This is a genomic window from Phytohabitans sp. LJ34 (assembly GCF_052068095.1).
Classification (GTDB): Bacteria; Actinomycetota; Actinomycetes; order Mycobacteriales; family Micromonosporaceae; genus Phytohabitans.
In genome coordinates this window covers 1-26,710 of the sequence record NZ_JBQHDG010000027.1, presented here as the reverse complement: position 1 = coordinate 26,710, position 26,710 = coordinate 1, and the positions used below count along the sequence as shown (strand labels likewise).

General features: G+C 70.2%; 20 protein-coding genes and 2 pseudogenes. 15 read left to right on the top strand and 7 right to left on the bottom strand.

Annotated features, from left to right (window positions below):
- Positions 1-625 precede the first annotated feature (625 nt).
- The 5 genes from ACTMTJ_RS37600 to ACTMTJ_RS37580 form a co-directional block, all read right to left on the bottom strand.
- Positions 626-2,350 (bottom strand): ABC transporter substrate-binding protein, encoded by a 1,725-nt coding sequence (locus tag ACTMTJ_RS37600; RefSeq protein ID WP_441223479.1) that lies wholly within the window; start codon positions 2,348-2,350, stop codon positions 626-628.
- 65 nt (positions 2,351-2,415) lie between these two features.
- Positions 2,416-3,402, bottom strand: a complete 987-nt coding sequence (locus tag ACTMTJ_RS37595) for an ABC transporter permease (protein ID WP_441223478.1) — start codon at positions 3,400-3,402, stop codon at positions 2,416-2,418.
- Between the two features lie 9 nt (positions 3,403-3,411).
- Complete coding sequence (locus tag ACTMTJ_RS37590) at positions 3,412-4,395, bottom strand: ABC transporter permease (protein ID WP_441223477.1); 984 nt, start codon at positions 4,393-4,395, stop codon at positions 3,412-3,414.
- The gene (locus tag ACTMTJ_RS37585; protein ID WP_441223476.1) at positions 4,392-5,342 is read right to left on the bottom strand and encodes an ABC transporter ATP-binding protein; all 951 of its coding nucleotides are present in this window, start codon (positions 5,340-5,342) and stop codon (positions 4,392-4,394) included. Before ACTMTJ_RS37585 ends, ACTMTJ_RS37590 begins: the two co-directional genes overlap by 4 nt.
- Positions 5,332-6,366, bottom strand: coding sequence for an ABC transporter ATP-binding protein (locus ACTMTJ_RS37580; RefSeq protein ID WP_441223475.1), 1,035 nt, complete (start codon positions 6,364-6,366; stop codon positions 5,332-5,334). Before ACTMTJ_RS37580 ends, ACTMTJ_RS37585 begins: the two co-directional genes overlap by 11 nt.
- Before the next feature lie 61 nt (positions 6,367-6,427).
- Between ACTMTJ_RS37580 and ACTMTJ_RS37575 the strand changes: the two genes are divergently transcribed.
- From ACTMTJ_RS37575 to ACTMTJ_RS37535, 9 genes and pseudogenes are all read left to right on the top strand, one after another.
- Positions 6,428-7,477, top strand: coding sequence for a carcinine hydrolase/isopenicillin-N N-acyltransferase family protein (locus ACTMTJ_RS37575; RefSeq protein WP_441223474.1), 1,050 nt, complete (start codon positions 6,428-6,430; stop codon positions 7,475-7,477).
- 72 nt (positions 7,478-7,549) lie between these two features.
- Positions 7,550-8,095, top strand: a complete 546-nt coding sequence (locus ACTMTJ_RS37570) for a Uma2 family endonuclease (protein ID WP_441223606.1) — start codon at positions 7,550-7,552, stop codon at positions 8,093-8,095.
- A 22-nt stretch (positions 8,096-8,117) separates the two neighbouring features.
- On the top strand, positions 8,118-9,554 hold the full coding sequence (locus ACTMTJ_RS37565) for a TldD/PmbA family protein (RefSeq protein ID WP_441223473.1): 1,437 nt from the start codon (positions 8,118-8,120) through the stop codon (positions 9,552-9,554).
- Positions 9,554-10,918 carry a TldD/PmbA family protein gene (locus tag ACTMTJ_RS37560; protein WP_441223472.1) on the top strand — a complete coding sequence of 455 codons (1,365 nt, stop codon included), beginning with the start codon at positions 9,554-9,556 and terminating at the stop codon, positions 10,916-10,918. The genes ACTMTJ_RS37565 and ACTMTJ_RS37560 overlap by 1 nt, the downstream gene beginning before the upstream one ends.
- A 54-nt stretch (positions 10,919-10,972) precedes the next feature.
- Positions 10,973-11,554 carry a hypothetical protein gene (locus ACTMTJ_RS37555; RefSeq protein ID WP_441223471.1) on the top strand — a complete coding sequence of 194 codons (582 nt, stop codon included), beginning with the start codon at positions 10,973-10,975 and terminating at the stop codon, positions 11,552-11,554.
- Positions 11,555-11,689: 135 nt separating this feature from the next.
- Positions 11,690-12,493 carry a hypothetical protein gene (locus ACTMTJ_RS37550; protein WP_441223470.1) on the top strand — a complete coding sequence of 268 codons (804 nt, stop codon included), beginning with the start codon at positions 11,690-11,692 and terminating at the stop codon, positions 12,491-12,493.
- Positions 12,494-12,504: 11 nt separating this feature from the next.
- The gene (locus ACTMTJ_RS37545; RefSeq protein ID WP_441223469.1) at positions 12,505-14,415 is read left to right on the top strand and encodes a fumarate reductase/succinate dehydrogenase flavoprotein subunit; all 1,911 of its coding nucleotides are present in this window, start codon (positions 12,505-12,507) and stop codon (positions 14,413-14,415) included.
- Positions 14,415-15,171 (top strand): annotated as a pseudogene (locus ACTMTJ_RS37540) (succinate dehydrogenase/fumarate reductase iron-sulfur subunit); the annotation flags it as partial. The gene ACTMTJ_RS37545 and the pseudogene ACTMTJ_RS37540, both read left to right, overlap by 1 nt.
- A gap of 65 nt (positions 15,172-15,236) precedes the next feature.
- Positions 15,237-15,419: pseudogene (locus ACTMTJ_RS37535) on the top strand (succinate dehydrogenase/fumarate reductase iron-sulfur subunit); the annotation flags it as partial.
- Positions 15,420-15,452: 33 nt separating this feature from the next.
- Here the strand turns inward: ACTMTJ_RS37535 and ACTMTJ_RS37530 are convergent.
- Positions 15,453-15,836, bottom strand: coding sequence for a (deoxy)nucleoside triphosphate pyrophosphohydrolase (locus ACTMTJ_RS37530; RefSeq protein ID WP_441223604.1), 384 nt, complete (start codon positions 15,834-15,836; stop codon positions 15,453-15,455).
- A gap of 203 nt (positions 15,837-16,039) precedes the next feature.
- Here ACTMTJ_RS37530 and ACTMTJ_RS37525 point away from each other — a divergent pair, with 203 nt between their 5' ends.
- Complete coding sequence (locus tag ACTMTJ_RS37525) at positions 16,040-16,360, top strand: 4a-hydroxytetrahydrobiopterin dehydratase (RefSeq protein WP_441223602.1); 321 nt, start codon at positions 16,040-16,042, stop codon at positions 16,358-16,360.
- 6 nt (positions 16,361-16,366) lie between these two features.
- Here ACTMTJ_RS37525 and ychF read toward each other — a convergent pair whose 3' ends face one another.
- Positions 16,367-17,452, bottom strand: coding sequence for a redox-regulated ATPase YchF (ychF, locus tag ACTMTJ_RS37520; RefSeq protein ID WP_441223468.1), 1,086 nt, complete (start codon positions 17,450-17,452; stop codon positions 16,367-16,369).
- A gap of 97 nt (positions 17,453-17,549) precedes the next feature.
- Between ychF and ACTMTJ_RS37515 the strand changes: the two genes are divergently transcribed.
- From ACTMTJ_RS37515 to valS, 5 genes are all read left to right on the top strand, one after another.
- Positions 17,550-18,998, top strand: coding sequence for a DNA-3-methyladenine glycosylase 2 family protein (locus ACTMTJ_RS37515; protein WP_441223467.1), 1,449 nt, complete (start codon positions 17,550-17,552; stop codon positions 18,996-18,998).
- Positions 18,995-19,495, top strand: coding sequence for a methylated-DNA--[protein]-cysteine S-methyltransferase (locus tag ACTMTJ_RS37510; protein ID WP_441223466.1), 501 nt, complete (start codon positions 18,995-18,997; stop codon positions 19,493-19,495). Before ACTMTJ_RS37515 ends, ACTMTJ_RS37510 begins: the two co-directional genes overlap by 4 nt.
- A gap of 110 nt (positions 19,496-19,605) precedes the next feature.
- Complete coding sequence (locus tag ACTMTJ_RS37505) at positions 19,606-21,288, top strand: ABC transporter ATP-binding protein (RefSeq protein WP_441223465.1); 1,683 nt, start codon at positions 19,606-19,608, stop codon at positions 21,286-21,288.
- Positions 21,272-23,104: an ABC transporter ATP-binding protein gene (locus ACTMTJ_RS37500; RefSeq protein WP_441223464.1), complete on the top strand. Its 1,833-nt coding sequence runs from the start codon at positions 21,272-21,274 to the stop codon at positions 23,102-23,104. Before ACTMTJ_RS37505 ends, ACTMTJ_RS37500 begins: the two co-directional genes overlap by 17 nt.
- A gap of 947 nt (positions 23,105-24,051) precedes the next feature.
- Positions 24,052-26,565, top strand: a complete 2,514-nt coding sequence (gene valS / locus ACTMTJ_RS37495) for a valine--tRNA ligase (protein WP_441223463.1) — start codon at positions 24,052-24,054, stop codon at positions 26,563-26,565.
- The last annotated feature ends 145 nt before the right edge of the window (positions 26,566-26,710 follow it).

Here is a 26,710-nt window from a genome sequence, read left to right as displayed (position 1 = left end):
CGCTCCCGGCCGGCGGCTCGCCAGGGCGAGCCGAAATCCCCGGCCGTCCACTGCCAGCTCCGCGGGACAAGATCTGGCATCGGACGCCGTTCACATCGCCGCGGCGGTTACTCGCGGTGACGGTGCCTCTGTCCGGTCTGGGGCCCGTCGCTCGGCAAGGGGCATTGTGGACAAACGGACCGTGCGCGGGGTGAGCGTGACCAGCGGCGGACGGGTGAGGCCGCGGGAGCATTTGCTCTGCTTCCCTGGAGTGGGCAACCCCAAATCGGCCAGCTGAAATGGCCAGCTGGCGACACCGCACACTGCACCTGCACGACGGCGTGGACGCATTGGTGCGAGCAGCTCGACAGCCTTTCCCGACAGACCAGCCGCACCGGTCGCGAAGGTCTCCACCGGTGTCCTTGGACCGCGGACCCGGCAGCGGAGGCCGGGGGTTTCGGCTCGCTCTGCGAGCCGCCGGCCGCAGCGGTGCCCGCGGGAGCATGCGGTCTACAGCTGACGCGGACGCGGGCAAATCTGCCTGTAAAGCGTCACGACAGGAGCAACCCCGACCCCGAAAGGCCTGTAGAGAGCTGTGGGCAAGCGCCGGCCCGCCCCGTGGGGCGGGCCGGCGGGGTCGGGGTGGTTACTGCTTGACGAAGGCGTTCACGAACGAGGGGTAGCCGAAGACGCTGGAGATGAAGACGCCGCCGGCCTTGGAGCCGTGCAGGTAGTAGGCGACCTCGACGTACATCGGGACGGCCGGGGCGAGCTCCTTCATGATGCGCTCGTCGAGCTTGGCCCACTCCGGCGCCTGTGCGGCCGGGTCCATGGCGAGCACCCGGTCGAACTCCGCGTTGATGGCGTCGTTGTTGATGTACGACGTGTTGCTGTTGCCCTCAGCCTTGATCGAGCGCCCGTCGAAGAGCACCGGCAGGATGGAGGCGCCGCTCGGCCAGTCCGCGGCCCACGAGTCCAGGTAGAGGTCCCACGGGTTGTCCTTCTTCTTGGTCTCGTCGAGCTTGGCGTCGGCCGGGATGTTCTTGACCGTGATCTTGAAGCCGGCCTTCTCCAGGTTGGTCTTGAGCTGCGTGCCGCGCTCGGGTACGTCGTCGCCGACTCCCAGCACCAGCTCGGGGGTCTTGCCGGCGAGCAGCTCCTTGGCCTTGTCCAGGTTGCCGTTCGGGCCGGCCGGGTAGGCGTCGTACTTCTGGTAGCCGATCGTGGCCGGCGGCATGAGCGTGGTGATCGGCGACGCGACCGTCTCGCCGCCGAGCAGCTTGATGAAGCCGTCCCGGTCGATGGCGTAGTTGAGCGCCTGCCGCACCGCCAGGTCGGTGACCCGCTGGGTGTTGATCGTCAGTCGCCACTCGGTCGGCGTCGGCGAGATCACCGAACGATCCTTGAGCGCCGCGTTGCCGGCGACCTGGGAAACCAGTGCGGCCGGCACGCCGTTCCAGGCCAGGGCGGACTGGTCAGGGCCGCTGTCGGCGATCACGCGGTTGGCGCCCGCGTCCGGGTCCGGGCCGAACGTCCACACGAACTTGTCCGGGTACTGGTGGCGCACCGGGTCGGTCGCCGGGTCCCAGTGCTGGTTGCGCTCCAGCACGATCTCGACGCCGGGCGTGTGCTTCGTGATCTTGTACGGCCCGGAGGAGAACGGCTGGTTGTCGAGGTTGACGCCGGTGTCCTTGTCCGGCGGCAGCGGCGCGCTCGCCGGCAGCGACAGCGCGAACGGCAGGTCGCAGTGCGCCTTGGCGAACTCGAACCGCAAGGTCTTGTCGTCCGGCGTGGTCAGGCCGGGCGGCAGCGAGGTCTTGTTGGCCTTGAAGTCCCACTTGGTGTCGTAGTCGGCGGTGTCGGCCAGCCACTCCTGCACGTAGGTGGGGCCGCCGGTGAGGTCCGGGTCGAACGAGCGGGCGATGCCGTACGCGATCTCCTTGGCGGTGATCGGGCGCCCGTCCTCGAACTTCACGCCGTCCTTGACCTTGAACTCCCACACCTTGCAGTCGTTGTTGACGTTGGTGCCGGGCGTCTGTGCGAGGTCGCCGACGAGCGTGAGGTTGCCCTTGCCGTCGTCCTTCCACGTGGTGAGCGTGCGGGCGTAGAGCGGCGCGTTCATGAGGCCGGCGAACGAGTACACCCGCTGCGGGTCGAGGTGCGAGATCTTGGTTTCCCGGATGACGGTGAAGGTGCCACCCTTGGCCGCGCCGGGCACCTCGGGTGCCGGGCCGAGCGAGTCCTTCGGGTCGGTCGCGATCACGCCCTTCGCGGTGCGCTCCTGGTCCACGGAGGGACCGTCGTCGGTGGTCTCGCTGCATGCGCCGGCCACCAGGACCAATGCGAGGGCGGCAGCCACTCGGGTTCTCATAGTGATCCCTCCAGGGGGGTGAGCTTGAAGGAAAGCTACAGCTCGCACGTCACTGTTCGGTAAATTTATCCAAGGCGGACGCGCGGGTCGATGGCCGCGTAGAGCAGGTCGACCACGACGTTGGCCAGCACGACGAAAACAGCGGAGATCAGGACCGTCGCCATGATCATGGGTAGGTCACCGCCGCGGACCGCGTACACGGCGGTGCGCCCGAGCCCCTGGATGCCGAAGGTCGTCTCGGTGATCACGGTGCCGCCGAGCGCCGCGCCCACGTCCAGGCCGGCGATCGTGACAAGTGGCGTGATCGCGGCGCGGAGCGCGTGCCGGCCGTACACCTTCTTCTTGACCAGCCCCTTGGCCCGCGCCGTACGCACGAAGTCTTCGGACAGCGTCTCCAGCATCTGTGCCCGGGCCAGCCGCGCGTAGATGGCCGAGAAGAGGAACGCCAGCGCCACCCAGGCGAGTACCAGGCCCTTCGCCCAGTCGACGGGATTGTCGAGTATGGACGTGTAGTGCGGGGTCGGCAGGATCTTGAGCTGGTACACGAAGACGATCAGCAGCACCGCACCGGTGAAGTACAGCTGGAGTGATGCCCCGGTCAGCGAGAAGCCGATCGCCAGCCGGTCGACCCAGGTGCCCCGTCTGAGCGCGGAGATCATGCCGAGCCCGACACCGAGCGCCAGCCACAGGATCGCGGCCGGGATCACGATGCTCAGCGTCACCGGGAGCACGCGGGCCAGGGTGTCGGTGACCGCCTCGCTGTTGACGTACGAGTACCCGAGGCAGGGCGCGTCGCACCGCCCGCCCTGGGCGCTGCCGAGGTCACGCCCGACGAAGATGCCCTTCATGTACGCGACGTACTGCTCGACCTTCGGGTCGCGCAGGCCCAACTCCTGGCGGACCCGCTCCAGCCGCTCCGGGTTGCAGTTCTTCGGGCACATGCCGGTGACCGGGTCGCTCGGCAGCGCGAAGAACATCAGGAAGCTCAGCACGCTGACCGCGAAGAGGGTGAGCACGGCGGAGAGCAACCGTTTGATCAGAAAGCGTCCCACGGTCGCCTCCTATCGCGAGGACTTGGGATCGAGCGCGTCGCGCAGCGCGTCGCCGAAGAGGTTGAAGGCCAGCACGAGGATGAAGATCGTGATGCCCGGGAAGAAGACGTACGCCGGGTCGCCCTGAAGGTAGTCGATGCTCCGGAAGATCATCACGCCGAAGTCCGGCGTGGGGTCACGGATTCCGATGTTGAGGAACGACAGCGCCGCCTCGCCCGTCACGTACGCCGGCACGGCCAGCGAGAACGAGACGAGGATCGGCGCCCACAGGTTGGGCAGCAGCTCGCGGAAGAGCATGTGCCCGAGCCCGGCGCCGCTCGCCCGCGCCGCCTCCACGAACTCCCGCTCACGCAACGAGATCACCTGCCCGCGGACGAGGCGGGTCATGCCCGTCCAGCCGAAGGCCGCGAAGATCGCGATCAGCACGACCACCCGGAACCAGGTCGGCACCTCGTCGCGCGGGCCGTAGAAGCGCAGCTCGAACGTGGGCATCACGGCGAGCGCGAAGATGAGGAAGGGCAGCGCGAGCGCGAAGTCGGTGATCCAGCCGATCACCGAGTCGACCCAACCACCGAGGTAGCCGGCGAGGATGCCGAGCGTTATGCCGATCACCGAGGTGAGCACCGCCGCCGTGATCGCGATAAAGAGCGACGTGCGGATGCCGTAGACCAGGCGGATGAAGATGTCGCGCCCGGTGCCCGGCTCCAGGCCGAACCAGTGGTCGCCGGAGATCCCGCCGGCGTACCCGAGGGGCATGCCGTACCGGTTGAGCCGGTCCTGGAACTGCTCGTACGGCCCCACCCCGTACGCCATCTCGATCAGCGGGGCGAGGATCGCGATCAGCAGGAAGAGCACGAGCGCGCCGCCACTGACCATCGCGACCCGGTCGCGGCGCAGGCGTACCCAGGCGAGCTGGCCGGGCGAGCGGCCGGCCACGTCGACACCTGTCGAGGGCTGTGGCGCGACGGTCGCGATCTCCGTGGAGAGGCTCATGCGTCGCCTCCTTCAGGAAAGTGGCACGCCGCACCGTTTACCAGTGGCGGCTCGGTAGTGGCACACACCTCTTGGGCCTTCCAGCAGCGGGTGCGGAACCGGCACCCACTCGGCGGGTCGAGCGGCGTCGGCACGTCCCCGGCCAGGCGGATCCGGCCGTTCGACCGTGCGGGCGTGGTGACGTCGGGCACGGCCGAGAGCAGTGCCCGCGTGTACGGATGGCGCGGCCGCTCGTAGATCTGCTCGCGGTCGCCGATCTCGACGATCCGGCCGAGGTACATCACCGCGACGCGCTGGCAGAAGTGCCGCACCACGGCGAGGTCGTGCGCGATGAACACGAAAGCCAGGTCGAGCTCGCGCTGGAGGCCGCGGAGCAGGTTGATCACCTGGGCCTGGATCGACACGTCGAGCGCGGAGACCGGCTCGTCCGCGACGATCAGCTTGGGGCGCAGCGCCAGCGCCCGCGCGATGCCGATCCGCTGCCGCTGCCCACCGGAAAACTCGTGCGGGTACCGGTTGTAGTGCTCCGGGTTGAGCCCGACGAGCTCCAGCAGCTCGCGTACCCGCTGCTTGACGCCGCCCGGCGGGCTGATCCCGTTGACCTCGATGGGCATCGCGACGATGCGACCGACCGTGTGCCTGGGGTTCAGCGACGCGTACGGGTCCTGGAAGATGATCTGGAGGTCCTGCCGCAGCAGGCGCAGCCCGCGCCGCCGGAGGTGGGTGATGTCCCGCCCCTCGAAGACGATCCGGCCGCCGGTCGGCTCCAGCAGGCGCACGAGCATCCGCCCGGTGGTCGTCTTGCCGCAGCCCGACTCGCCCACCAACCCGAGCGTCTCGCCGGGCGCCACCTCGAAGTCGATCCCGTCGACCGCGCGCACGAGCCCGCGCCCGCGTACCGGGAAGTGTTTGGTCAGGCCCTCGACCTTGAGCAGCTCACCCGGCATTGGCCACCCCCGGCCGGTGACAGGCCACGAGGTGCCCGCCGGCGACGTCGCGCAGCTCGGGCACCTCGGTGCGGGACCTCTCGTCGGCGTACGCGCAGCGCGGGTGGAACGCGCACCCCGGCGGAAGGTTGATCAGGCTGGGCGGGCTGCCCGTGATCGGCACGAGGTCCGCGTCCGCGTCGCCGTGCAGCGAGGGCACGCTGGCCAACAGCCCCCACGTGTACGGGTGCTGGGGCCGCCGCAGCACCTGCTCGACGCTGCCGTGCTCGACGGCCCGCCCGCCGTACATCACGAGCACGTCGTCGGCCACCTGGCTGACCACGCCAAGGTCGTGGGTGATCAGCACGATCGCCGAGTTGAACTCCTTCTGTAGGTCTTCGAGCAGGTCGAGGATCTGCGCCTGCACGGTCACGTCGAGCGCGGTCGTGGGCTCGTCGGCGATGAGCAGGTCGGGGTCGTTGACGAGCGCCATCGCGATCATCGCGCGCTGCCGCATGCCGCCGGAGAACTCGTGCGGGTACTGCCCCGCCCGCCGGTCCGGCTGCGGGATGCCTACCCGGTCGAGCATCTCGACCGTGCGCCGGCGCGCCTCGCCCCGACTCGCCCGCGGGTGGTGGATCCGGTAGGCCTCGGCGATCTGCCGGCCCACCGGGTAGTACGGGTGCAGGGCGGAGAGCGGGTCCTGGAAGATCATCGCCATGTCACGGCCACGCAGCCGGCGTACCTCCTCGTCCGGACGGCCCACGATGTCGCGGCCGCCCACGAGGATCTCGCCGGTGACGGTCGCGCGCTTCGGGTCGTGCAGGCCGAGCACGGCGAGGCTTGTGACGCTCTTGCCGGAGCCGGACTCGCCGACGATGCCGAGCGTCCGCCCGCGCTCCACCGCGAACGAGACCCCGTCGACCGCCCGAACCACCCCGTCTTCGGTGGCGAACCGGACGCGCAGATCGCGCACTCGGAGGTACGGGTCGGCGGTCGCTCCCACGGCACCTCGCTTCCACGCGTGTAGAGAACTTGCAGCCATCCGCTGGAGATGAAAATAAGCTACAACGAGGTCTTCTGTCAGCAGCCGCTACCGTAATGAGATGGCGGCTCGACGCTCTACCCTTCTCGGGCGCGCCCTCACGGCGGGGCTGCTCGCGCTGGCGGGCTGCCACGGCGGAGCCGCCGCGCCGGCCGCTCGGCCGGAGGCGTTGACCTTCCACACGCTCACGTACACGCCCAGCGCCGACCAGTCCGACCGCGCGCTGGCAAGTTTCCGGCGGCTCGACGACCACCCGCTCTACGAGATGGTGTACGAGGGGCCGGCGCCCACGCTCGCCCCGCCCGGTGCCAAGCCCAAGGCGATCGCGCTGGCTGGCGGCCGCGACGCGTTCGCGTGCACGGTCTTCCTCGCCGCGGGCGACCCCGCGCGCCCGGTGCTCGGCCGCAACTTCGACTGGGACCACAACCCGGCGCTCGTGCTGGTCTCCCGCCCGCCCGACGCGTACGACTCGATCTCGCTGGTCGACCTCTCCTACCTGGGCTACGACCACGCCCGCCTGGCCAAGCTGGACCACCCGGCCTCGAAACGCGATCTGCTGCTCGCCTCGACGCTCCCGTTCGACGGCATGAACGAGCACGGCCTCGCGGTCGGCATGGCCCAGGTCGACGGCCAGGCCGAGGTCCGTCCGGGCGCCCGGGAGGTCGGCTCGCTCGCGGTCATCCGCCTGGCGCTCGACACCGCGCGCACGGTCGACGACGCCGTGCGCGTCTTCGAGACGTACACGCTCGACTGGAGCGGCGGCCCCTCGATGCACTACCTGATCGCGGACGCGAAGGGCGACTCGGCGGTCATCGAGTTCGCCACCGGGAAGATGACGGTCACCCGGGGCGACGGCACGTGGCAGCTGATGACCAACTTCAACCTGAGCACGTCGGACGCGGCGCAGCGGGCCGCCGACTGGCGCTACGCGGCCGGCTCGAAGGAGCTGGACGCGGCGGGCGGCAAGCTCGACCCGGGCGGCGCGATGAGCCTGCTGCGCACGCTCCGGCAGGGGCACACGCAGTGGTCGGTCGTCTACGACCTCAAGGCCGGCACCGCCGCCGTAGCGACCGGCCAACGTTACGAAACGGTCCACCACACCACGCTGTAGTGGTTATGACTACGTGGGAGGATTGCGCCAAGGAACGCGGGTCGAGACGCTCAGGAGGTGACTGTGACCGCGATGATCCCCGCCCACGGTGGGCCGTGGACCGAGGAGGAATACCTTGCGCTCGGCGAGGACAACGACCGGATCGAGCTCATCGACGGCGACCTCCGCGTGACCGCTTCCCCGAGCCCATGGCACCAGCGTGTCTGCCGCAAGCTGGCATCTGCCCTGGAAGAAGGGGCCGACGACCGTGGCCTGCATGTGCACTGGGCGATAAATCTATGGCTGAAGCCAAGCAGGATCGTGATTCCGGACCTGACCATCACCACGGCTATCGACTTCGACGAGCGGATCGTCCCTGGGGCCTGTGCAGCGCTGGTCTGCGAGGTCACCTCGCCCAGCAACGCCGCGACGGACAAAGTGCTGAAGATGCACTATTACGCCGAGGCCGGCATCCCGTCGTATCTCCTGGTTGAGCACGAAACGATCCGGCTACGGCTGTTCCGCCTTCACAACGGCACCTATATCGAGCGCGACACCGCAGCGCCGGGCGAGGTGCTCCGGTTGTCCGAGCCGGTAACGGCCGAAATACGGCCTGAGTCGTTGCTGCCACCGCGCTGATCAGCGCATAAGGTCATGTTTCATGACCCACTTCGACGCGGCCACCGCCGCGGTCCAGGCTGCGCTGGACGCCGGGGCGCGTTACGCCGACGCCCGGGTGATGCACCGGCGCTACGAGGCGATGTCCGCCAAAAACGGTGACATCGAGGAGCTTTCCCAGAGCGAGGACGCCGGCATCGGCGTGCGCGCGCTCGTCGGCAGCGGCTGGGGCTTCTACGCCGTACCCGACCTGTCTGACGCCGCCGCCCGCGCCGCCGGTGGCCGGGCCGCGAAGACCGCGGCGGCCAGCGCGCGGGTGCCGGGCCCCGCCGCGGACCTGGTGCCGGTCGGTGCCGGGGCCGGGTCGTGGGCATCGGCGTGCGAGATCGACCCGCTCGCCGTGCCGCTCTCCGACAAGGGCGACCTGCTGGTGCACGCGACCAAGACGATGCGCGAGCACGGCGCGGACGTCGCCGAGGGGCTGTACCAGATCTGGGACACCGAGAAGTGGTTCGTCTCCAGCGAGGGGCACCGCATCGACCAGCACGTCCGGGAGTGCGGCGCGGGCATCTCGTCCACCGCGATCGGCGATGGCGAGGTGCAGCGGCGCAGCTACCCGGCCTACCGCGGCCAGTACGGGACGCGCGGCTGGGAGCTCGTCCAGGAGCTTGACATCGGCGCGCACGCCGCCCGCGTGGCCGACGAGTCGCGCGCACTGCTCACCGCGCCGCTCTGCCCGGCCGGCGAGACCACGCTGATCCTGGGCGGCGAGCAGATGGCGCTCCAGATCCACGAGTCGGTCGGGCACGCGATCGAGCTCGACCGGATCCTGGGCTGGGAGGCCGCGTTCGCCGGCACGTCCTGGCTCGACCTCGACCAGCTCGGCAGCCTCCACTATGGATCCGAGCTGATGAACATCACCATCGACCCGACGATTCCGGGCGCGCTGGGCAGCTTCGGCTTCGACGACGAGGGCACGCCGGCCGCCCGGCGCGACGCCGTGCGCGAAGGGCGCTGGGTGGGCGTGCTTGCCGGGCGCGACTCGGCCACGGTCGCCGGCCTCGACTACGCGGGCAGCGTCCGGGCCGACGGGTGGTCGCGCCTGCCGATGGTCCGCATGACGAACGTGGGCCTCGAGCCAGGCCCGCACACTCTGGCGGAGATGATCGCGGCCACCGACGACGGCATCTTCATGGAGACCAACCGCTCCTGGTCGATCGACGACAGGCGGCTCAACTTCCAGTTCGGCACCGAGATCGCGTACGAGGTCAAGAACGGGCGGCAGGGGCGGATGCTGCGCAACCCCACGTACACCGGGATCGGGCCGGTCTTCTGGCGGTCGATGGACATGCTCTCCTCGGAGAGCGTCGCGTGGGGCACGCCCAACTGCGGCAAGGGTCAGCCCGGCCAGGTCGGCCACACCGGCCATCCCGCCGCGCCGGCCCGCTTCCAGAACGTGCGGGTGGGGGTGCGGGGCTGATGGAGGACATCGCGCGCCGCGTCCTGGAGATGGTCGGACCGGGGGTCGAGGCGGAGGTCTTCGTCGGCCACACCGCGCTGGCGCTGACCCGCTTCGCCAACTCGTTCATCCACCAGAACGTCGCCGACGCCACCACGTCGGTCCGCCTGCGTCTGCACGCCGACGGGCGGACGGCGAGCGGCTCGACCACCGTCACCACCGACGAGGGCCTGACCGGCCTCGTGCGGCGGACCCGGGAAGCGGCCCGGCTGCTGCCACCCGACCCGGGCTGGCCGGGCCTCGCCCCGCCCACCCCGCTCGCCGGTGCGGGCAACTGGGACGAGGCCACCGCGCGGGCCGCGCCCGACGCCCGAGCCGACCGGGTACGCGCGTTCGTGGACGCCGCCGGCGGGCTGGAGACGGCCGGCTACTGCCGCACCATGTACGCGGCCGGCGCGTTCGCCAACTCGGCCGGCCAGTCGGTCAGCGGCCGCACGGCCGAGGTGGCGATGGACGCCATCGCGCGGGCCGGCGGGGCCGACGGCCTGGCCCGCCTCGCGAGCTGGCGGCTGTCCGAGGTGGACGGTGCGGTGCTCGGCGCCCGGGCCGCCGCCAAGGCACGGGCCAGCGCCGGCGCGGTCGAGCTGCCGCCCGGCCGGTACGAGGTGGTGCTCGAGGCACCGGCGGTGGCCGACCTGCTGCAAAACTTCGCCCTGTACGGCTTCAACGGCAAGTCCTACAACGAGCGCCGGTCGTTCGCCGAGCCGGGCGCGGAGCAGTTCGACAAGGCGATCACGCTGGCCGACGACACGCTCGGCGCCACCGGGCTCGGCCTGCCGTTCGACGCGGAGGGTACGCCGAAGCGGCGGGTGACGTTCGTGTCGTCGGGCGCGACCGAGGCGGTGGCACACGACCGCCGCACCGCGGCCGAGGCGGGTGCCGCCGAGTCGACCGGGCACGCGATGCCGGGCGGCGGCGCGTTCGGCGCGGTGCCGGCGAGCATGCGGCTCGAACCCGGCCCGGCGAGCGGCGCGGCGGTGGAGGCGGGCGCCGTCGTGGATCCGGCGGCCGCCCCGCTCGTGGCCGGTGTCGAGCGCGGCCTGCTGGTGACCGACCTCTGGTACACCCGGGTGCTCGACCCGAAGAGCCTCGTGGTGACCGGGCTGACCCGCAACGGAGTGTGGCTGATCGAAAACGGCGAGATCACCACGCCGGTGCGAAACTTCCGGTTCACCCAGTCCTACCCGCAGGCGCTCGCGCCCGGCGCGGTACTCGGCGTGGGCCCTGACGTGACGACGGTGCCGGACGGCTGGGGCGCGGCCTGGCGCACCGCGCCCGCCCTCCACCTCGCGTCGTGGAACTTCACCGGAGGCGCATCGGGCTAAACCGTGATCCGGGCTGGGTAGATCACATAGCGCGGCAGTGCTTGACTTGGCGCCGTGACGGACGACGACGCCACCACCGCGGAAAAGCCGGTCGTGCCTCCCGCCGACGCGACCACGCGGCGCCGCCGCCGGTGGATCGCGATCGGCGGCGGCATCTTCGCCGCGCTCGTCATCGCCGTCTGTGGCGGGGGCATCGCCATCATCAGCGCGATCGACGGCATCGCCGACCGCGCCGAGGAAAACGAGCGGAGCGTCGCCCGCACCGACGCCGCGTGCGTCGAGCTTGAGCGGCGGCTCAACCGCCTGGCCCCGCCCGGCGCCACGGAAGACCCGCGCGACCGGGCCGTCGCCATCCGCAACGAGAACGCGGCCGTCCGCCCCTTCGTGGCCGAGATCGACCAGCTACCCGGCGACCGCCGGGAGCACCGCCAGGACTGGGTCGACGCGTGGAGCCAGCTCGTCGAGGCGCGGGCGGCCTACGCCGGCGCGCTCGACCGCCAGGCCACCGGCGGCGAGCCGGCCTTCTTCGTGCCCCCGCAGGGCCGGCGTGGCAAGCCGGTGGTCGAGCGGCTGATCGACGCCGGCCCCGACTCCTGCGACGGCTCGGTGCGCCGCCTCGCGGCGCCCGACCTGTAGTGAACTACTACACAACGTCCTGGACTTACGTAACCGCCCTGACACACGCAAGACTCCCATGCACGTGCCCGTCAACACGCGGCGTAACGTGTAGCACCGAAACCGCGCGGATGCGCCGTTAGGGAGACATAAAGAATGACGACTACGGCAACGAGGCCGGGTGCGCGGGCGCGTGCCGCCATCGCGGCGAAGACCCTGCGCACGGACCGGTGGTGGCTCGCCCCGCTCATCACCGTTGTCGGGCTCGGCGGTTGGGTTGCGTACGCCACGGTGCGCGTCTTCATGCACGACTTCTACTGGGTCGAGGACTACCACTACCTCACCCCGTTCTACTCGCCGTGCATCACCGACCGCTGCATACCCGAGGCCGCGCACTTCGGCACCTACCTGCCGGGCTGGTGGATCATCCCGGAGGCCGCCTTCAGCCTCCCGTTCCTGCTGCTCTTCCGGCTCACCTGCTACTACTACCGGAAGGCCTACTACCGCGCCTTCTGGATGTCGCCGCCGGCCTGCGCCGTGCCGGACGGCCACAAGACGTACAGCGGCGAGACCCGCTTCCCGCTGATCTTCCAGAACGCCCACCGGTACGCGTTCTACGCCGCCGGCGTCATCTCGCTGATCAACACGTACGACGCGATCCTGGCGTTCCACAGCCCGGACGGCTTCGGCTTCGGCCTGGGCAACGTGATCCTTGTCGGCAACGTGGTGATGCTCTGGGCGTACACGCTGTCCTGCCACTCGTGCCGGCACATCGCCGGTGGTCGGCTCAAGCACTTCTCCAAGCACCCGATGCGCTACCGCTTCTGGACGTTCGTCTCCAAGCTGAACGTGCGGCACATGGCGCTCGCCTGGATCACGCTGGGCACGCTCGCGCTGACCGACTTCTACATCATGGCCGTGTCCGCGGGCTGGTTCTCGGACCTCCGGTTCATCAACTGAGGGCGCCAGATATGACTACGCGAATCGAACGACACCACTACGACGTCGTCGTGATCGGGGCCGGTGGCGCCGGCCTGCGTGCGGCGATCGAGGCCCGGCTGGCGGGCAAGAAGACGGCGATCATCTCCAAGTCGCTGTTCGGCAAGGCACACACGGTCATGGCCGAAGGCGGCGCGGCGGCCGCGATGGGCAACGTCAACAGCCGCGACAACTGGATGGTGCACTTCCGCGACACCATGCGCGGCGGCAAGTTCCTCAACAACTTCCGGATGGCCGAGCTGCACGCCAAGGAGTCGCCGAGCCGGATCTGGGAGCTGGAGACGTACGGCGCGCTGTTCGACCGTACGAAGGACGGCAAGATCTCGCAGCGCAACTTCGGCGGCCACGAGTACCCGCGGCTGGCGCACGTCGGCGACCGCACCGGCCTGGAGCTGATCCGCACGCTCCAGCAGAAGATCGTCTCCCTCCAGCAGGAAGACAAGGCCGAGACCGGCAGCTACGACTCACGCATCCGGGTCTTCGCCGAGACGACCATCACCGAGCTGCTGCTCGACGGCGACAAGGTGGCCGGCGCGTTCGGCTACTACCGGGAGAGCGGCGAGTTCGTGCTCTTCGAGGCGCCCGCGATCGTGCTCGCCACGGGTGGCGTGGGCCGCTCGTACAAGGTGACGTCGAACTCGTGGGAGTACACCGGCGACGGCCACGCGCTGGCCCTGCGCGCCGGCGCCACTCTGATCAACATGGAGTTCCTCCAGTTCCACCCGACCGGCATGGTCTGGCCGCCCTCGGTCAAGGGCATCCTGGTCACCGAGTCGGTGCGCGGCGACGGCGGCGTGCTGAAAAACTCCGCCGGCAAGCGGTTCATGTTCGACTACGTGCCGGACGTCTTCCGCAAGCAGTACGCGGAGACGCCGGAGGAGGCGGACCGCTGGTACACCGACCCGGACAATAACCGGCGCCCACCGGAGCTGCTGCCCCGTGACGAGGTGGCGCGGGCCATCAACAGCGAGGTCAAGGAGGGTCGCGGCTCACCGGCCGGCGGCGTCTTCCTCGACATCGCCAGCCGCCTGCCGGCCGAGGAGGTCAAGCGGCGACTGCCGTCGATGCACCACCAGTTCAAGGAGCTGGCCGGCGTCGACATCACGAAGGAGCCGATGGAGGTCGGGCCGACCTGCCACTACGTGATGGGCGGCGTCGAGGTCGACCCGGACACCGCGGCGGCGGCCGGCCACGTGCAGGGCCTCTTCGCGGCTGGCGAGGTCTCCGGTGGCATGCACGGCTCCAACCGGCTGGGCGGAAACTCGCTGAGCGACCTGCTCGTCTTCGGCAAGCGGGCGGGCGAACACGCCGCCGCGTACACGGACGCGCTGCCGGCCCGGCCGCGGGTGGCACAGGCCGACCTGGACACCGCGCTGGAGACGGCGCTGGCGCCGCTAGAGCGCGACGGCGGGGAAAACCCGTACACGCTCCAGCAGGATCTCCAGGCCGTGATGGGCGACCTGGTCGGCATCATCCGCCGCAAGGGCGAGCTGGAGGAGTCGCTGGTCCGCCTCGCCGAGCTGCGCGAGCGGGTCGGCAAGGTCAGCGCGGCCGGCGGACGCCGGTACAACCCGGGCTGGCACCTCGCGCTCGACCTGCGCAACATGCTGATCGTCTCGGAGTGCACCGCGAAGGCGGCGCTGGAGCGGGAGGAGTCGCGCGGCGGACACACCCGCGAAGACTTCCCGTCGATGCGACCGGAGTGGCGGCAGGTCAACCTGGTCTGCTCGCTCGATGGCGACAAGGTGCGGCTGGAGCACAAGCCGCTGCCGAAGATGCGGCCGGAGCTGATCCAGCTCTTCGACCGCACCGAGCTTTCCAAGTACCTGACCGACGAGGAGCTCGCCGAGTTCGACGCGCTCGCTGAGGAGGCTGCCAAGTAATGGGCGCGAAGCGTCGTTTCAAGGTCTGGCGGGGTGACGAGACCGGCGGTGACCTGAAGGACTACGAGGTCGAGGTCAACGAGGGCGAGGTGGTCCTCGACGTCATCCACCGGCTCCAGGCCACGCAGACGCCCGACCTGGCCTGCCGCTGGAACTGCAAGGCCGGCAAGTGCGGCTCCTGCTCGATGGAGATCAACGGCACGCCGAAGCTGGGGTGCATGACCCGGATGTCCACGTTCGGCGAGGACGAGACCGTCACGGTCACTCCACTGCGGACGTTCCCGGTGATCCGCGACCTGGTCACCGACGTCTCCTTCAACTACGAGAAGGCCCGCCAGACGCCCGCGTTCGCGCCGCCGCCCCAGCTGGCGCCCGGCGAGTACCGGATGCAGCAGGTCGACGTCGAGCGCTCGCAGGAGTTTCGCAAGTGCATCGAGTGCTTCCTGTGCCAGAACACCTGCCACGTGGTACGTGACCACGAGGAAAACAAGAAGGCGTTCGCCGGGCCGCGATACTTCATCCGCGCCGCCGAGCTCGACATGCACCCGCTCGACGACCGGGAAGACCGCAAGGAGTACGCCCAGGCTTCGATGGGCATGGGGTATTGCAACATCACCAAGTGCTGCACCGAGGTGTGCCCCGAGCACATCAAGATCACCGACAATGCGATCATTCCCATGAAGGAGCGGGTGGTCGACCGCCGGTACGACCCGCTGGTGTGGCTGGGCCGGAAGATCTTCCGGCGCGACCAGCTCGACCAGGGTGAGCAGGTGCCGACCGCCGCGCTCACCGGTGCGCGCACAGAGGGGTCCGAAGTGGAGCAAGGGGTCAACTGGCACCGCGAGGTGCCGCGGCCGCAGACCGCCCCGGTGGGCGAAGACGGCAAGCTGCCGATCTCCGAGGTCGCGTTCGACCGGCCGGGTGGCCCATCGCCGTTCGGCGACGACGTGACGTTCCCACTGCCGACGGAGGGCCTCAACTACGCCCACCCCGAGCGGGACTGAGCGTGAACGTCGAGGGCGCCCTTCGGGGCGCCCTCAGCGTTTCAGGAACGGCGGCAACGCCGCCACGATCGGCGCGTCGGCCGGCAGCCACTGCACGGAGAGCAGCTCCTCGGCGCCGAGCCAGCGCAGCTCCTCGTGCTCCAGCGCCTGCGGCACGCCGCCGTCGAGCAGCTTCGCGGTGAAGACCCGCAGCAGGGCGCGTCCGTGCCCGAGGAGCACGTCTTCCCCCACGCGCTCGCCGACCGCGACGCGTACGCCAAGCTCTTCCTCACACTCGCGCACCAGCGCTTCGACGTCTGACTCGCCCGGCTCGACCTTGCCACCCGGGAACTCCCACATACCGGCCATTTCGGGAGGATCGGATCGAGCGCACGCCAAAACCCTCCCGTCTACGATGATCGCGGCGCCGACGATGATCCTTTGGTTAATCCGTTCGGACTGCACGGCCGACCAGCCTTCCAGATCAATACGAAATTCGGGTGCCTGAGCCGTCCTGTAGGGCACTAGAAGACGGAAATGTGGGCGTGGACACACCAGCCGCTTAGCGGCAAGACTGGGGGGCACCGAACGATGACGAGATGGCGACGATTTGGCCACAAGCCGGCAACGACGCCTGGGAGGTGTGGCATATGCGTGCTCTGTGGGGAAGCAGGGCTGGCCGTGACTACCTCAGCGACGCCCTGACCCTGCTGCCTGGCTGGACCCGGGAGGGTCGGCAGATCAAGCGCACGCTGGTAATCGATGATTCACAACACGCGGCACTCACCGAGCGTATCAAGGTGGTCGCCGATGCGTTACACCTCCAGCCGGAGGTCCGCCGCCTCGACGGGCACACCCAGATCCGCCTGACGCCGCGCGACGGCGAGACCATCACCGAGGGCGAGGTCACCCTCGCCGCCCGCATCGAAGACGCGTACCGCACCGTGACCAGCGGCGCCTGAGACCGCCTACACGTTGAAGCGAAACTCCACGACGTCGCCGTCTCGCATCACGTAGTCCTTGCCTTCCATGCGCACCTTGCCGGCCGCCTTGGCCGCCGCCATCGTCCCCGCGTCCATGAGGTCGTCGTAGGAGACGATCTCGGCCTTGATGAAGCCGCGCTGGAAGTCGGAGTGGATCACGCCGGCGGCCTCCGGCGCGGTCGCGCCGACCGGGATGGTCCAGGCCCGCGCCTCCTTCGGCCCCGCCGTCAGGTACGTCTGGAGGCCCAGCGTGCGGAAGCCGACCCGGATCAGCTGGTGGAGACCCGGCTCCGGTTGGCCGATCGACTCCAGCAGCTCGCGCGCCTCCTCCTCGGGCAGGTCGATCAGCTCGGACTCGACCTTGGCGTCCATGAAGACGGCCTCGGCGGGCGCGACGAGCGCGCGCAGCTCGTCGAGGAACTCCGCGTTGGCCAGCTCCTCCTCGTCGACGTTGAAGACGTAGAGGAACGGCTTGGTGGTGAGCAGGTGCAGCTCGCGCAGCTCGGCCAGGTCGATGCCGGCCGCGGCGGCGCCGGCGTAGAGCGTCGTGCCCTCGTTGAGCACCTTCGCGGCGGCGGCCGCGGCGGCGGCGATCGGCGCCCGGTCCTTGCGGAGCTTCGCCTCCTTCTCCAGCCGCGGTAGCGCCTTCTCGAGCGTCTGGAGGTCGGCGAGCATCAGCTCGGTATTGATCGTCTCGATGTCGTCACCAGGCGAGATCTTGCCGTCGACGTGCACCACGTTGGGGTCGGAGAACGCGCGGACGACCTGGCAGATCGCGCTCGCGTCGCGGATGTTGGCGAGGAACGCGTTGCCCCGCCCCTGGCCCTTCGACGCGCCGCGCACGAGCCCGGCGATGTCGACGAACGACACTGGCGCGGGGATCACCTTCTGCGAGTCGTAGAGCTCGGCCAGCTTGGGCAGCCGCGAGTCGGGCAGGCCCACGACGCCGACGTTCGGCTCGATCGTGGCGAACGGGTAGTTGGCGGCGAGCACGTCGTTTTTGGTCAGCGCGTTGAAGAGCGTGCTTTTGCCGACGTTGGGCAGCCCGACGATGCCGATGGTAAGACTCACGGGCGGCCAGTCTACGCGCCGGCCGGCCGGGCCCCGCCGCCACGGTCATGTCTGAAAACCGCGAGCAATTGGCCCGGCGGCCGGGCACGATCGATGGGTGGAGTTGGACTTCGAGCGCTGCTACCGGGCCGTCGACAGCCGTGACGGGCGGTTCGACGGCTGGTTCTACACCGGCGTCACCTCGACCGGCATCTACTGCCGGCCGTCCTGCCCGGCCGTCACGCCCAAGCCGGAAAACGTGCGCTTCTACCCGTCCGCGGCCGCCGCGCAGCGGGCCGGGTTCCGGGCCTGCCGGCGGTGCCGGCCGGACGCGGCGCCCGGCTCGCCCGAGTGGGACGTACGCGCCGACGTGGTCGGCCGCGCGATGCGGCTCATCGCGGACGGCGTGGTCGACCGCGACGGCGTGCCCGGTCTGGCCTGCCGCCTCGGCTACACCGAGCGGCACCTGCACCGCATGCTCATGGCCGAGCTTGGCGCGGGGCCGCTCGCGCTGGCCCGGGCGCAGCGGGCGCAGACCGCGCGCATCCTGATCGAGACGACCGACCTGGGGCTGGCCGAGATCGCGTTCGCGGCCGGGTTCGGCAGCGTGCGGCAGTTCAACGACACGATCCGCGAGGTGTTCGGTATGGCGCCGTCGGCGCTGCGCAAGCCGAAGCGCGGGCCGGCCGGCAGCCGGGGCCGAAGCGAGCGGAGCGAGCAACTGAGCAGAGCGCCGGAGCCGGGCGCGATCCACCTGCGACTGGCGTACCGGCCGCCGCTGCACGCCGAGTCGCTGCTGGAGTTTCTGGCGCTGCGGGCGGTGCCGGGCGTGGAGGAGGCGGACACCACGACATACCGGCGGGCGCTGCGGCTGCCGCACGGCACGGCCACGGTCGAGCTGACGCCCACGCCGGGCTACGTGGCCGCCCTGCTCCGCCTCTCCGACGTGCGCGACCTGGCGCCGGCGGTGGCCCGCTGCCGCCGCCTGCTCGACCTGGACGCCGACCCGGTGGCGGTGGACGCCGCGCTGGCCGAAGACGAGGCGCTCGCGCCGATGGTGGCGAAGGAGCCGGGTGTACGGGTGCCGCGTTCGGTGGACAGCTTCGAGATGGCGGTCCGGGCGATCGTCGGCCAGCAGATCTCGGTGACGGCCGCCCGCAAGGTGCTGTCGAAGTTGGTTCCCGCCGGGGAAAACCTGTTTCCCGGCCCGGAGCAGGTGCTCTCCCTGCCGGACGAGGCGTTCAAGATGCCGGCCGCGCGGCGGGCCACCATCCGGGCACTCGCGTCGGCCGTGGCCGGCGGCGGGCTGGACCTCGACCCCGGCGCGGATCGCGACGAGGCGGTACGCGGCCTGACCGCGATCCCCGGCATCGGCTCGTGGACCGCCGGCTACGTCGCGATGCGGGGCGTCGGCGACCCCGACTCGTTCCTCCCGACAGACCTGGGGGTGCGCCGGGGCGCGAAGGCGCTCGGCCTCCCCGACGACCCGAAGGCGCTCGACGCGCACGCGGCCCGCTGGGCGCCGTGGCGCTCGTACGCCCTGATCCGACTCTGGAGACAAGCATGAACAGCACCACCATCGAGACACCGGTCGGCCCGTTCACGATCCTGGCGAGCGACGCGGGCGCGGTACGCGCGGCTGGCTTCACGACCGACGTGGGGCGGCTGCTTGCGCTGGTACACCCGGCTCTGCGGGAGGAACCGCGGCCGCGACCGGACCTCGGACCGGTCAGCGGCGCGGTGCTGTCCTATTTGGACGGGGAGCTGGCCGCGATCGACGAGGTGCCGGTCGAGCAGCGCACCGGCGGCCCGTACCTCGCGCACGCCTGGGAGGTGCTGCGCGAGGTGAAGCCGGGGCAGCCCGTGACGTACACCGGATTCGCCCAGCTGTCCGGCCGCCCCGAGGCGATCCGGGCCGCCGCGAGCGCCTGCGCGCGCAACGCGGTCGCGCTTTTCGTCCCGTGCCACCGCGTCGTGGGCACCGATGGCACGCTCCGCGGCTATCGCTGGGGAATGAACACCAAGAAGTGGCTTCTGGCACACGAAGGGACAACAAGCTCGTAAACGTCAGACGTAACAGCTACCGTCACTGTGTGCATTACGACGGTGACCGGCGCCATCCAGTGCACAACTTGTGGCGCATCCGCCGTTATGTCCGGCCTTATCTAGCTCTGATGGTGTGGCTGGTGCTCGCGGCCTTCGCGGCCACGGGCGCCAGCATCGCCGTTCCCCTCGTCGTCCAGCGCGTGGTCGACGGCCCGATCGCCGACCGCGATCCGGCCGGCCTGTGGTGGCTCGGCGGGCTTGCGGCCGCCTTCGGGCTCATCGAGGCGGCACTCATCTTCATCCGCCGGTGGACCCAGGCCGCTTCCGCGCTGGGGATGGAAGCCACGATCCGTAACGAGATCTACGCCCACCTCCAGCGCCTCCAGATCGGCTTCCACGACCAGTGGCAGTCCGGGCAGCTGCTCTCGCGGGTCACCGCCGACCTCTCGGTGATCCGGCGGTTCCTGTCGTTCGGGCTGGTCTTCCTGATCGTCAACACGGCCACCTACGTCACGGTGGTCGCGCTCCTCATCCACCTGCGCTGGCCGCTGGGGCTGCTGGTGGCGGCGAGCGCGATCCCGCTGTTCATCATGAGCCGCCGCTTCTCCCGGGCCTACATCGCGGCGTCCCGGCGCATGCAGGACGAGCTCGGCGACGTCGCCACGCTCGTCGAGGAGTCGGCGCAGGGGCTGCGCACGATCAAGGCGTTCGGGCGGCGGCCGTTCATGGCCGACCGCTTCGGGCGGGAGGCGCGGCAGCTGCACGACACCGCGATCGGCAAGGGCCGGCTGCTCGCGCTCAGCTCCGCCCGCTTTGACCTGGTGCCCAACCTGACGCTCGCGGTCGTGCTCGTCGCCGGTGCCGCCACCGTCGCCGCCGGCGACATGACGCTGGGCCAGCTCGTCGCGTTCGTCTCGCTCCAGCTGATGCTGATCTGGCCGATCGAGTCGCTCGGCTGGATCATCGCGAACGCGCAGGAGGCGATGACCGCCGCCGACCGCATCTACGAGGTCCTCGACACCCGTCCATCCATCGTGGACAGACCACGGGCCGTCGCGGTGACCGAGTCCCGCGGGCACGTGCGGTTCGAGGCCGTCACGTTCACCTATCCGGGCACCGACACGCCGGTGCTCCGCCGGATCGACCTCGACGTGCGGCCCGGCGAGACGCTCGCGATCGTCGGCGCCACCGGCTGTGGCAAGACGAGCCTCGTCTCGCTGATGCCCCGCCTCTACGACGTCACCGGCGGGCGCATCACGCTCGACGGGCGAGACATCCGTGACATCCAGCTCGGCTCGCTGCGGCGTCTTGTGGGTATGGCGTTCGAAGACCCGACGCTCTTCTCGATGTCCGTGCGGGAAAACCTCACACTCGGCCGCCGCGAGACCACCGACGACGAGATCTACGAGGCGCTGCGGGTGGCGCAGGCCGAGTTCGTCTACGAGCTGCCGTGGGCGCTCGACACCCGCATCGGCGAGCAGGGGCTCTCCCTCTCCGGCGGGCAGCGGCAGCGGCTCGCGCTGGCCCGCGCGGTCATCGGCCGCCCGCGCGTGCTGGTGCTCGACGACCCGCTCTCCGCGCTCGACGTGCACACCGAGGCGCTCGTCGAAGAGGCGCTCTCCCGCGTGCTGCACGGCACCACCGCACTGCTCGTCGTGCACCGACCGTCCACAGTGGCCCTCGCCGACCGGGTGGCGCTCCTCGCCGGTGGCGAGATCGCCGCGATCGGCACCCACTCGGAGCTGCTCGACACCGTGCCGGCCTACCGCGCCGCCCTCTCCGCCGAAGCCGACGATGTCGTCAGCCGATAGTTGGCGCGGCCGGGCGGCCGATCAGGCCGCCGATCAGACGCTCGCGGAGACCGGCTCGGTGGTGCGGCTGCGCGCCCGCAGCCGGGTGCTGCTCGCATCGCTGATCCGGCCGCACCGCCGGGCGCTCGCGCTCGCCGTCGGACTGCTGCTGTTGCAAAACGCCGCCGGCATGGCCGGGCCCTTCCTGGTGATGCTCGGCATCGACAAGGGCATCCCACCGCTGCGCGACAACGGCGACGCCACCGTGCTCGCCGCGATCGCCACCGCGTTCCTGGCCGCGGCCGCCGGTGAATACCTCGGCAAGCGCGGCTTTCTCATCCTCTCCGCCCGCATCGGCCAGGCCGTGCTGCTCGACCTGCGCCAGCGGGTCTACGACCACTTCCAGCGCCTGTCCGTCGACTTCCACGAGCGCTACACTTCCGGCCGCGTCGTCGCCCGCCTCACCAGCGACATGGACTCCATCGCCGAGCTCGTCGACGGCGGCATCGACGACCTGGTGCTCGCCGGCCTCTCCGTCCTCTCCGTCGCGGGCATCCTGCTCTGGCTCGACGCCCCACTGGCCGCCGTGACCCTGCTCGCCTTCCCCTTCCTGCTCTTCCTCTCCCGCTGGTTCGCCCGCGCCTCCGCCCGCGCGTACCGCCGCACCCGCGAAGCCGTCGCGCTCGTCATCGTCCACTTCGTGGAGTCGCTCGGCGGCATCCGCGCCGTGCAGGCCTTCCGCCGCGAGCCGCGAAACCAGCAGATCTTCGAAGACCTCAACGACGACTACCGCCGGGCCAACCTGCACGCCTTCCGGCTCATCGCCGTCTACTCCCCCGGCATCAAGGTGATCGGCAACATCGCCATCGCCGTCGTCCTGACCTACGGCGGCTGGCAGGTCATGCAGGGCCACACCGAAATCGGCGTACTCGCCGCGTTCCTGCTCTACCTGCGCCGCTTCTTCGAACCCATGCAGGAGCTCAGCCAGTTCTACAACGCGCTCCAGTCGGCCACCGCCGCACTGGAAAAGCTCGCCGGGGTACTCGACGAGAAGCCCTCGGTGCCCGCACCGGCAAAGCCGGTGGCCCTGCCCGCCGACGCCGGCGGCGCCGTCAACTTCTGCTCCGTCGCCTTCCACTACCGCCCCGACAAACCCATCCTCCCCGCGCTCGACCTCGACATCCCGGCCGGCCAGACCGTCGCCCTCGTCGGCGCCACCGGGGCCGGCAAGTCCACCATCGCCAAGCTCGTCGCCCGCTTCTACGACCCGGTCGGCGGCACCGTAACCCTCGACGGCGTAGACCTGCGCGACGTCACCGACACCGACCTACGCCACGCCGTCGTCATGGTCACCCAGGAAAACCACCTCTTCTCCGGCACCATCGCCGACAACATCCGCTTCGGCCGCCCCAACGCCACCGACGCCGAGGTCGCCGACGCCGCACGCGCGATCGGCGCGCACGCCTTCATCGAAGCCCTCCCCATGGGGTACGACACGGACGTACACCGCCGTGGCGGGCGGCTTTCGGCGGGGCAGCGGCAGCTTGTCGCGTTCGCCCGCGCCTTCCTCGCCGACCCCACCGTCCTCATCCTCGACGAGGCCACATCCTCACTCGACGTGCCCAGCGAACGCCTCGTCCAACGCGCCCTCCGCACCATCCTCCGCGAACGCACCGCGCTGGTCATCGCCCACCGCCTGTCCACAGTGGAAATCGCCGACCGCGTACTGGTGCTCGAAGCCGGCCGCATCGTCGAAGACGGCCCACCGACGGCACTGATCGCCGATGGCGGCCGCTACGCCGACCTACACCGCCAATGGCGAGACTCCCTGGTCTAGTGCGGTGACCGCAAACCTTCACCGGGTGCCGGCGAAGCCGGCCAAGGTTTGTGGTCACGCACTAGCGTCATCTCTATGTCGGGGATGGATTAGTCACCGCGGCCGCAAACCCCCATCAAAGACGGAGATTTGAGCTACCGCGATGTCCGTCGTGGTCCGGACCGTTGCTCCCGCGGCCTCACCCGTCCGCTGCTGGTCGCGCTCACCCTCGTTTGGTCGCGGTCGCTCCCTTTGCCTCCGGCGGACGCGCGGCCCGCGATGTTTGTCCGCAATGCCTGTTGCCGAACAGGCGGCGGGAGATTTGAAACAGGGTTTCGTCGCTCTGAGTAAACGCCGCCGCCGGACGCGTGGCCCAGATCCGAGATCTTGGAGAGTTAGGGCGCTTTAGCAACCCTAAATCTCCTAGATCTCGACGTTTCTCGGCTGAGCCTGCTGACGCTGTGTCACAGACGATGGCCGGCGAGGCCGGCCCGTCCTGCGCGGGGTGCCCGGCCGAGGTTTGTGGTCACTAGACCACCGCGGAGGCTCCGTAACCACCACGGCCCTATGAGCGGCAAGGCCACTGTCACCACCCCGCCGCCGACCGGACGCGACGATCGCGTTGGCCGCATTCGTGCGAGCAGCTCGACAGCGTTCACAGCAAGCCAGTCGCACCGATCCGCGAAGGCGCCCGCAGCGACGGTCGAGGATGTCGGCGAACGCTGCCGGGAGAAGGCAGTCCGGCTGATCTACTGTGGACGGACGCGTGGTGCACGCTTTGGGTTTGTCCCGCGAACCTGGCAGCGGAGGTCGGGGATTTCGGCTCGCTCTGCGAGCCGCCGGCCGCAGCGGTGCCCGCGGGAGCATACGGTCCGCAGGTGACGCGGACGCGGGCAAAATCTCGATGTGTGAAGGGCGGGCGGGATATCGCGGTGCCGGCTCGCGCGGACGTCCGTAGGCTCTAACGCATGACTGATACGGTGCGCACCGCGCGCCCCGGTCTCCCGGACCGTCCCACGCTGGACGGGCTGGAGGAGAAGTGGGCGCGCCGCTGGCAGGAGGAGGGCACGTACGCGTTCGACCGGTCGAAGGACCGCTCGGACGTATACGCGATCGACACGCCTCCGCCGACCGTATCGGGCGAGCTGCACATGGGGCACGTCTTCTCGTACACGCACACCGATCTCATCGCGCGCTTCCAGCGGATGCGCGGCAAGATGGTCTTCTACCCGATGGGGTGGGACGACAACGGCCTGCCCACCGAGCGCCGCGTGCAAAACGTCTTCAAGGTGCGCTGCGACCCCTCGCTCCCGTACGACCCGGAGTGGACGCCCAGCGGCAAGCCGGAAAGCATCTCGCGGCGTAACTTCATCGAGCTGTGTGAGCGGCTCACCGTGGAAGACGAGCGGGCGTTCGAGGAGCTGTGGCGGCGGCTGGGGCTGTCGGTCGACTGGTCGCTGACCTATACGACGATCGGGCGCCAGGCCCGGCTGGTGTCGCAGCGGGCGTTTCTGCGCAACCTGGCGCGGGGCGAGGCATACACCGCCGACGCGCCGACGCTGTGGGATGTGGGCTACCGCACGGCGGTGGCCCAGGCGGAGCTCGAGGATCGCGAGCGTCCTGGCGCGTACCACAAGCTGCGCTTCCACGGCGACGAGCCGGTCTACGTCGAGACGACTCGACCCGAGCTGCTGCCGGCGTGCGTGGCGCTGGTGTGCCATCCCTCCGACGAGCGATACGCGGCGCTGGTGGGGCGCACGGTGCGGACGCCGCTGTTCGGCGTCGAGGTGCCGGTGCGCGCGCACGCGCTCGCCGACCCGGCCAAGGGCACCGGCATCGCGATGGTGTGCACGTTCGGCGACCTGGCCGACGTGACCTGGTGGCGGGAGCTCCAGCTCGACACCCGCGTGGTGATCGGGCGCGACGGGCGGCTGCTGCCCGAGGCGCCGGCGGGGGTGCCGGCCGGGGTGTACGCGCCGCTCGCCGGGCTCACCGTCAACGCCGCGCGCAAGGCGATCGTCGAGCTGCTCGGCGAAGACCTCGTGGGCGAGCCGCGGCCGATCACCCACCCGGTCAAGTTCTACGAAAACGGCGAGCAGCCGCTGGAGATCGTGGGCACCCGCCAGTGGTACATCCGCAACGGCGGCCGCGACCCCGGTCTGCGGGACGCGCTGCTCGCGTGGGGGCGGGAGCTGCGGTGGGTGCCGGAGCACATGCGCCACCGGTACGAACACTGGGTGGGCGGGCTCAACGGCGACTGGCTGATCAGCCGCCAGCGCTTTTTCGGGGTGCCGATCCCCGTCTGGTACCGGCTCGACGACGCTGGCGAGCCGGACCACGAACACCCTCTCACACCCAGCGAGGCGCTGCTACCGATCGACCCATCTTCGGACATTCCGGCCGGATTCACCGCCGAGGACCGGGGACGACCGGGCGGTTTCATTGGCGATCCGGACGTCATGGACACCTGGGCGACTTCCTCGCTTTCACCCCAGATCATCGGCGGCTGGGAGGCCGATCCCGACCTGTTCGGGCGGGTCTTTCCGATGGATCTGCGGCCGCAGGGGCAGGAGATCATCCGCACCTGGCTCTTCACGTCGGTGGTGCGCGCACACCTCGAGCACGGCGTGCTGCCGTGGCACACCACCGTGCAGTCCGGCTGGATCCTCGACCCCGACCGCAAGAAGATGTCCAAGTCCAAGGGCAACGTCGTCACCCCCATGGCCCTGCTGGAGGAGCACGGCGCCGACGCGGTGCGCTACTGGGCGGCCAACGGGCGCCCCGGCACCGACCTCGCCTACGAGCCACGCCAGATCAAGGTGGGCCGGCGGCTGGCGACGAAACTGCTCAACGCGTCCAAGTTCGCCCTCGGGCTGGGGGCGGCGGAGGCACTCCGTGCGCCGGTGACCGAGCCGCTCGACGCCTCGATGCTGGCCGGCCTCTCCGCGGCGCTGCACACGGCCACGGCCGCCTTCGACGAGTACGACCACACCGGCGCACTCCAGGCGACCGAGGCGTTCTTCTGGACGTTCTGCGACGACTACATCGAGCTGGTCAAGGAGCGGGCGTACGGGTCGGGCGAGGGTGCCGACTCCGCCCGCGCCGCCCTCGCGACCGCACTGTCGGTGCAGTTGCGGCTGTTCGCGCCGTTCCTGCCGTACGCGACCGAGGAGGTGTGGTCGTGGTGGCGGTACGGCTCGGTGCACCGCGCGCCCTGGCCGTCCCGCTACGAGCTGACCGCGGACGGCGACCCCGAGCTGCTGAAGGTGGCGAGTGCCGCGCTGACCCAGGTGCGCCGTGCCAAGTCGGAGCGACGGCTGTCGATGCGAGCGGACGTGCCGCTGGCCGAGGCGCTCGGCCCGGCTGAGCAGCTCGACCGGCTGGCGCGGGTAGCGGGCGACTTTCGGGCGGCGGGGCGGATCGAGCGGCTCGACCTGCTACCCGACCGCACACCTGAGCTGGTCATCGCCTGCGCGTTCTGACCCGAGGGATCAGGATGACGCCGTCGTGGTGTGCTTCAAGCTGGAGTTTGCCCGAGTCCGTGTCAGCCGCGGACCGCTGCTCCCGCCGGAGACCGCGCGGGTCGGCGGCGAGCTGGCGCTCGCCGAGATCCCCGACCCGCGCTGC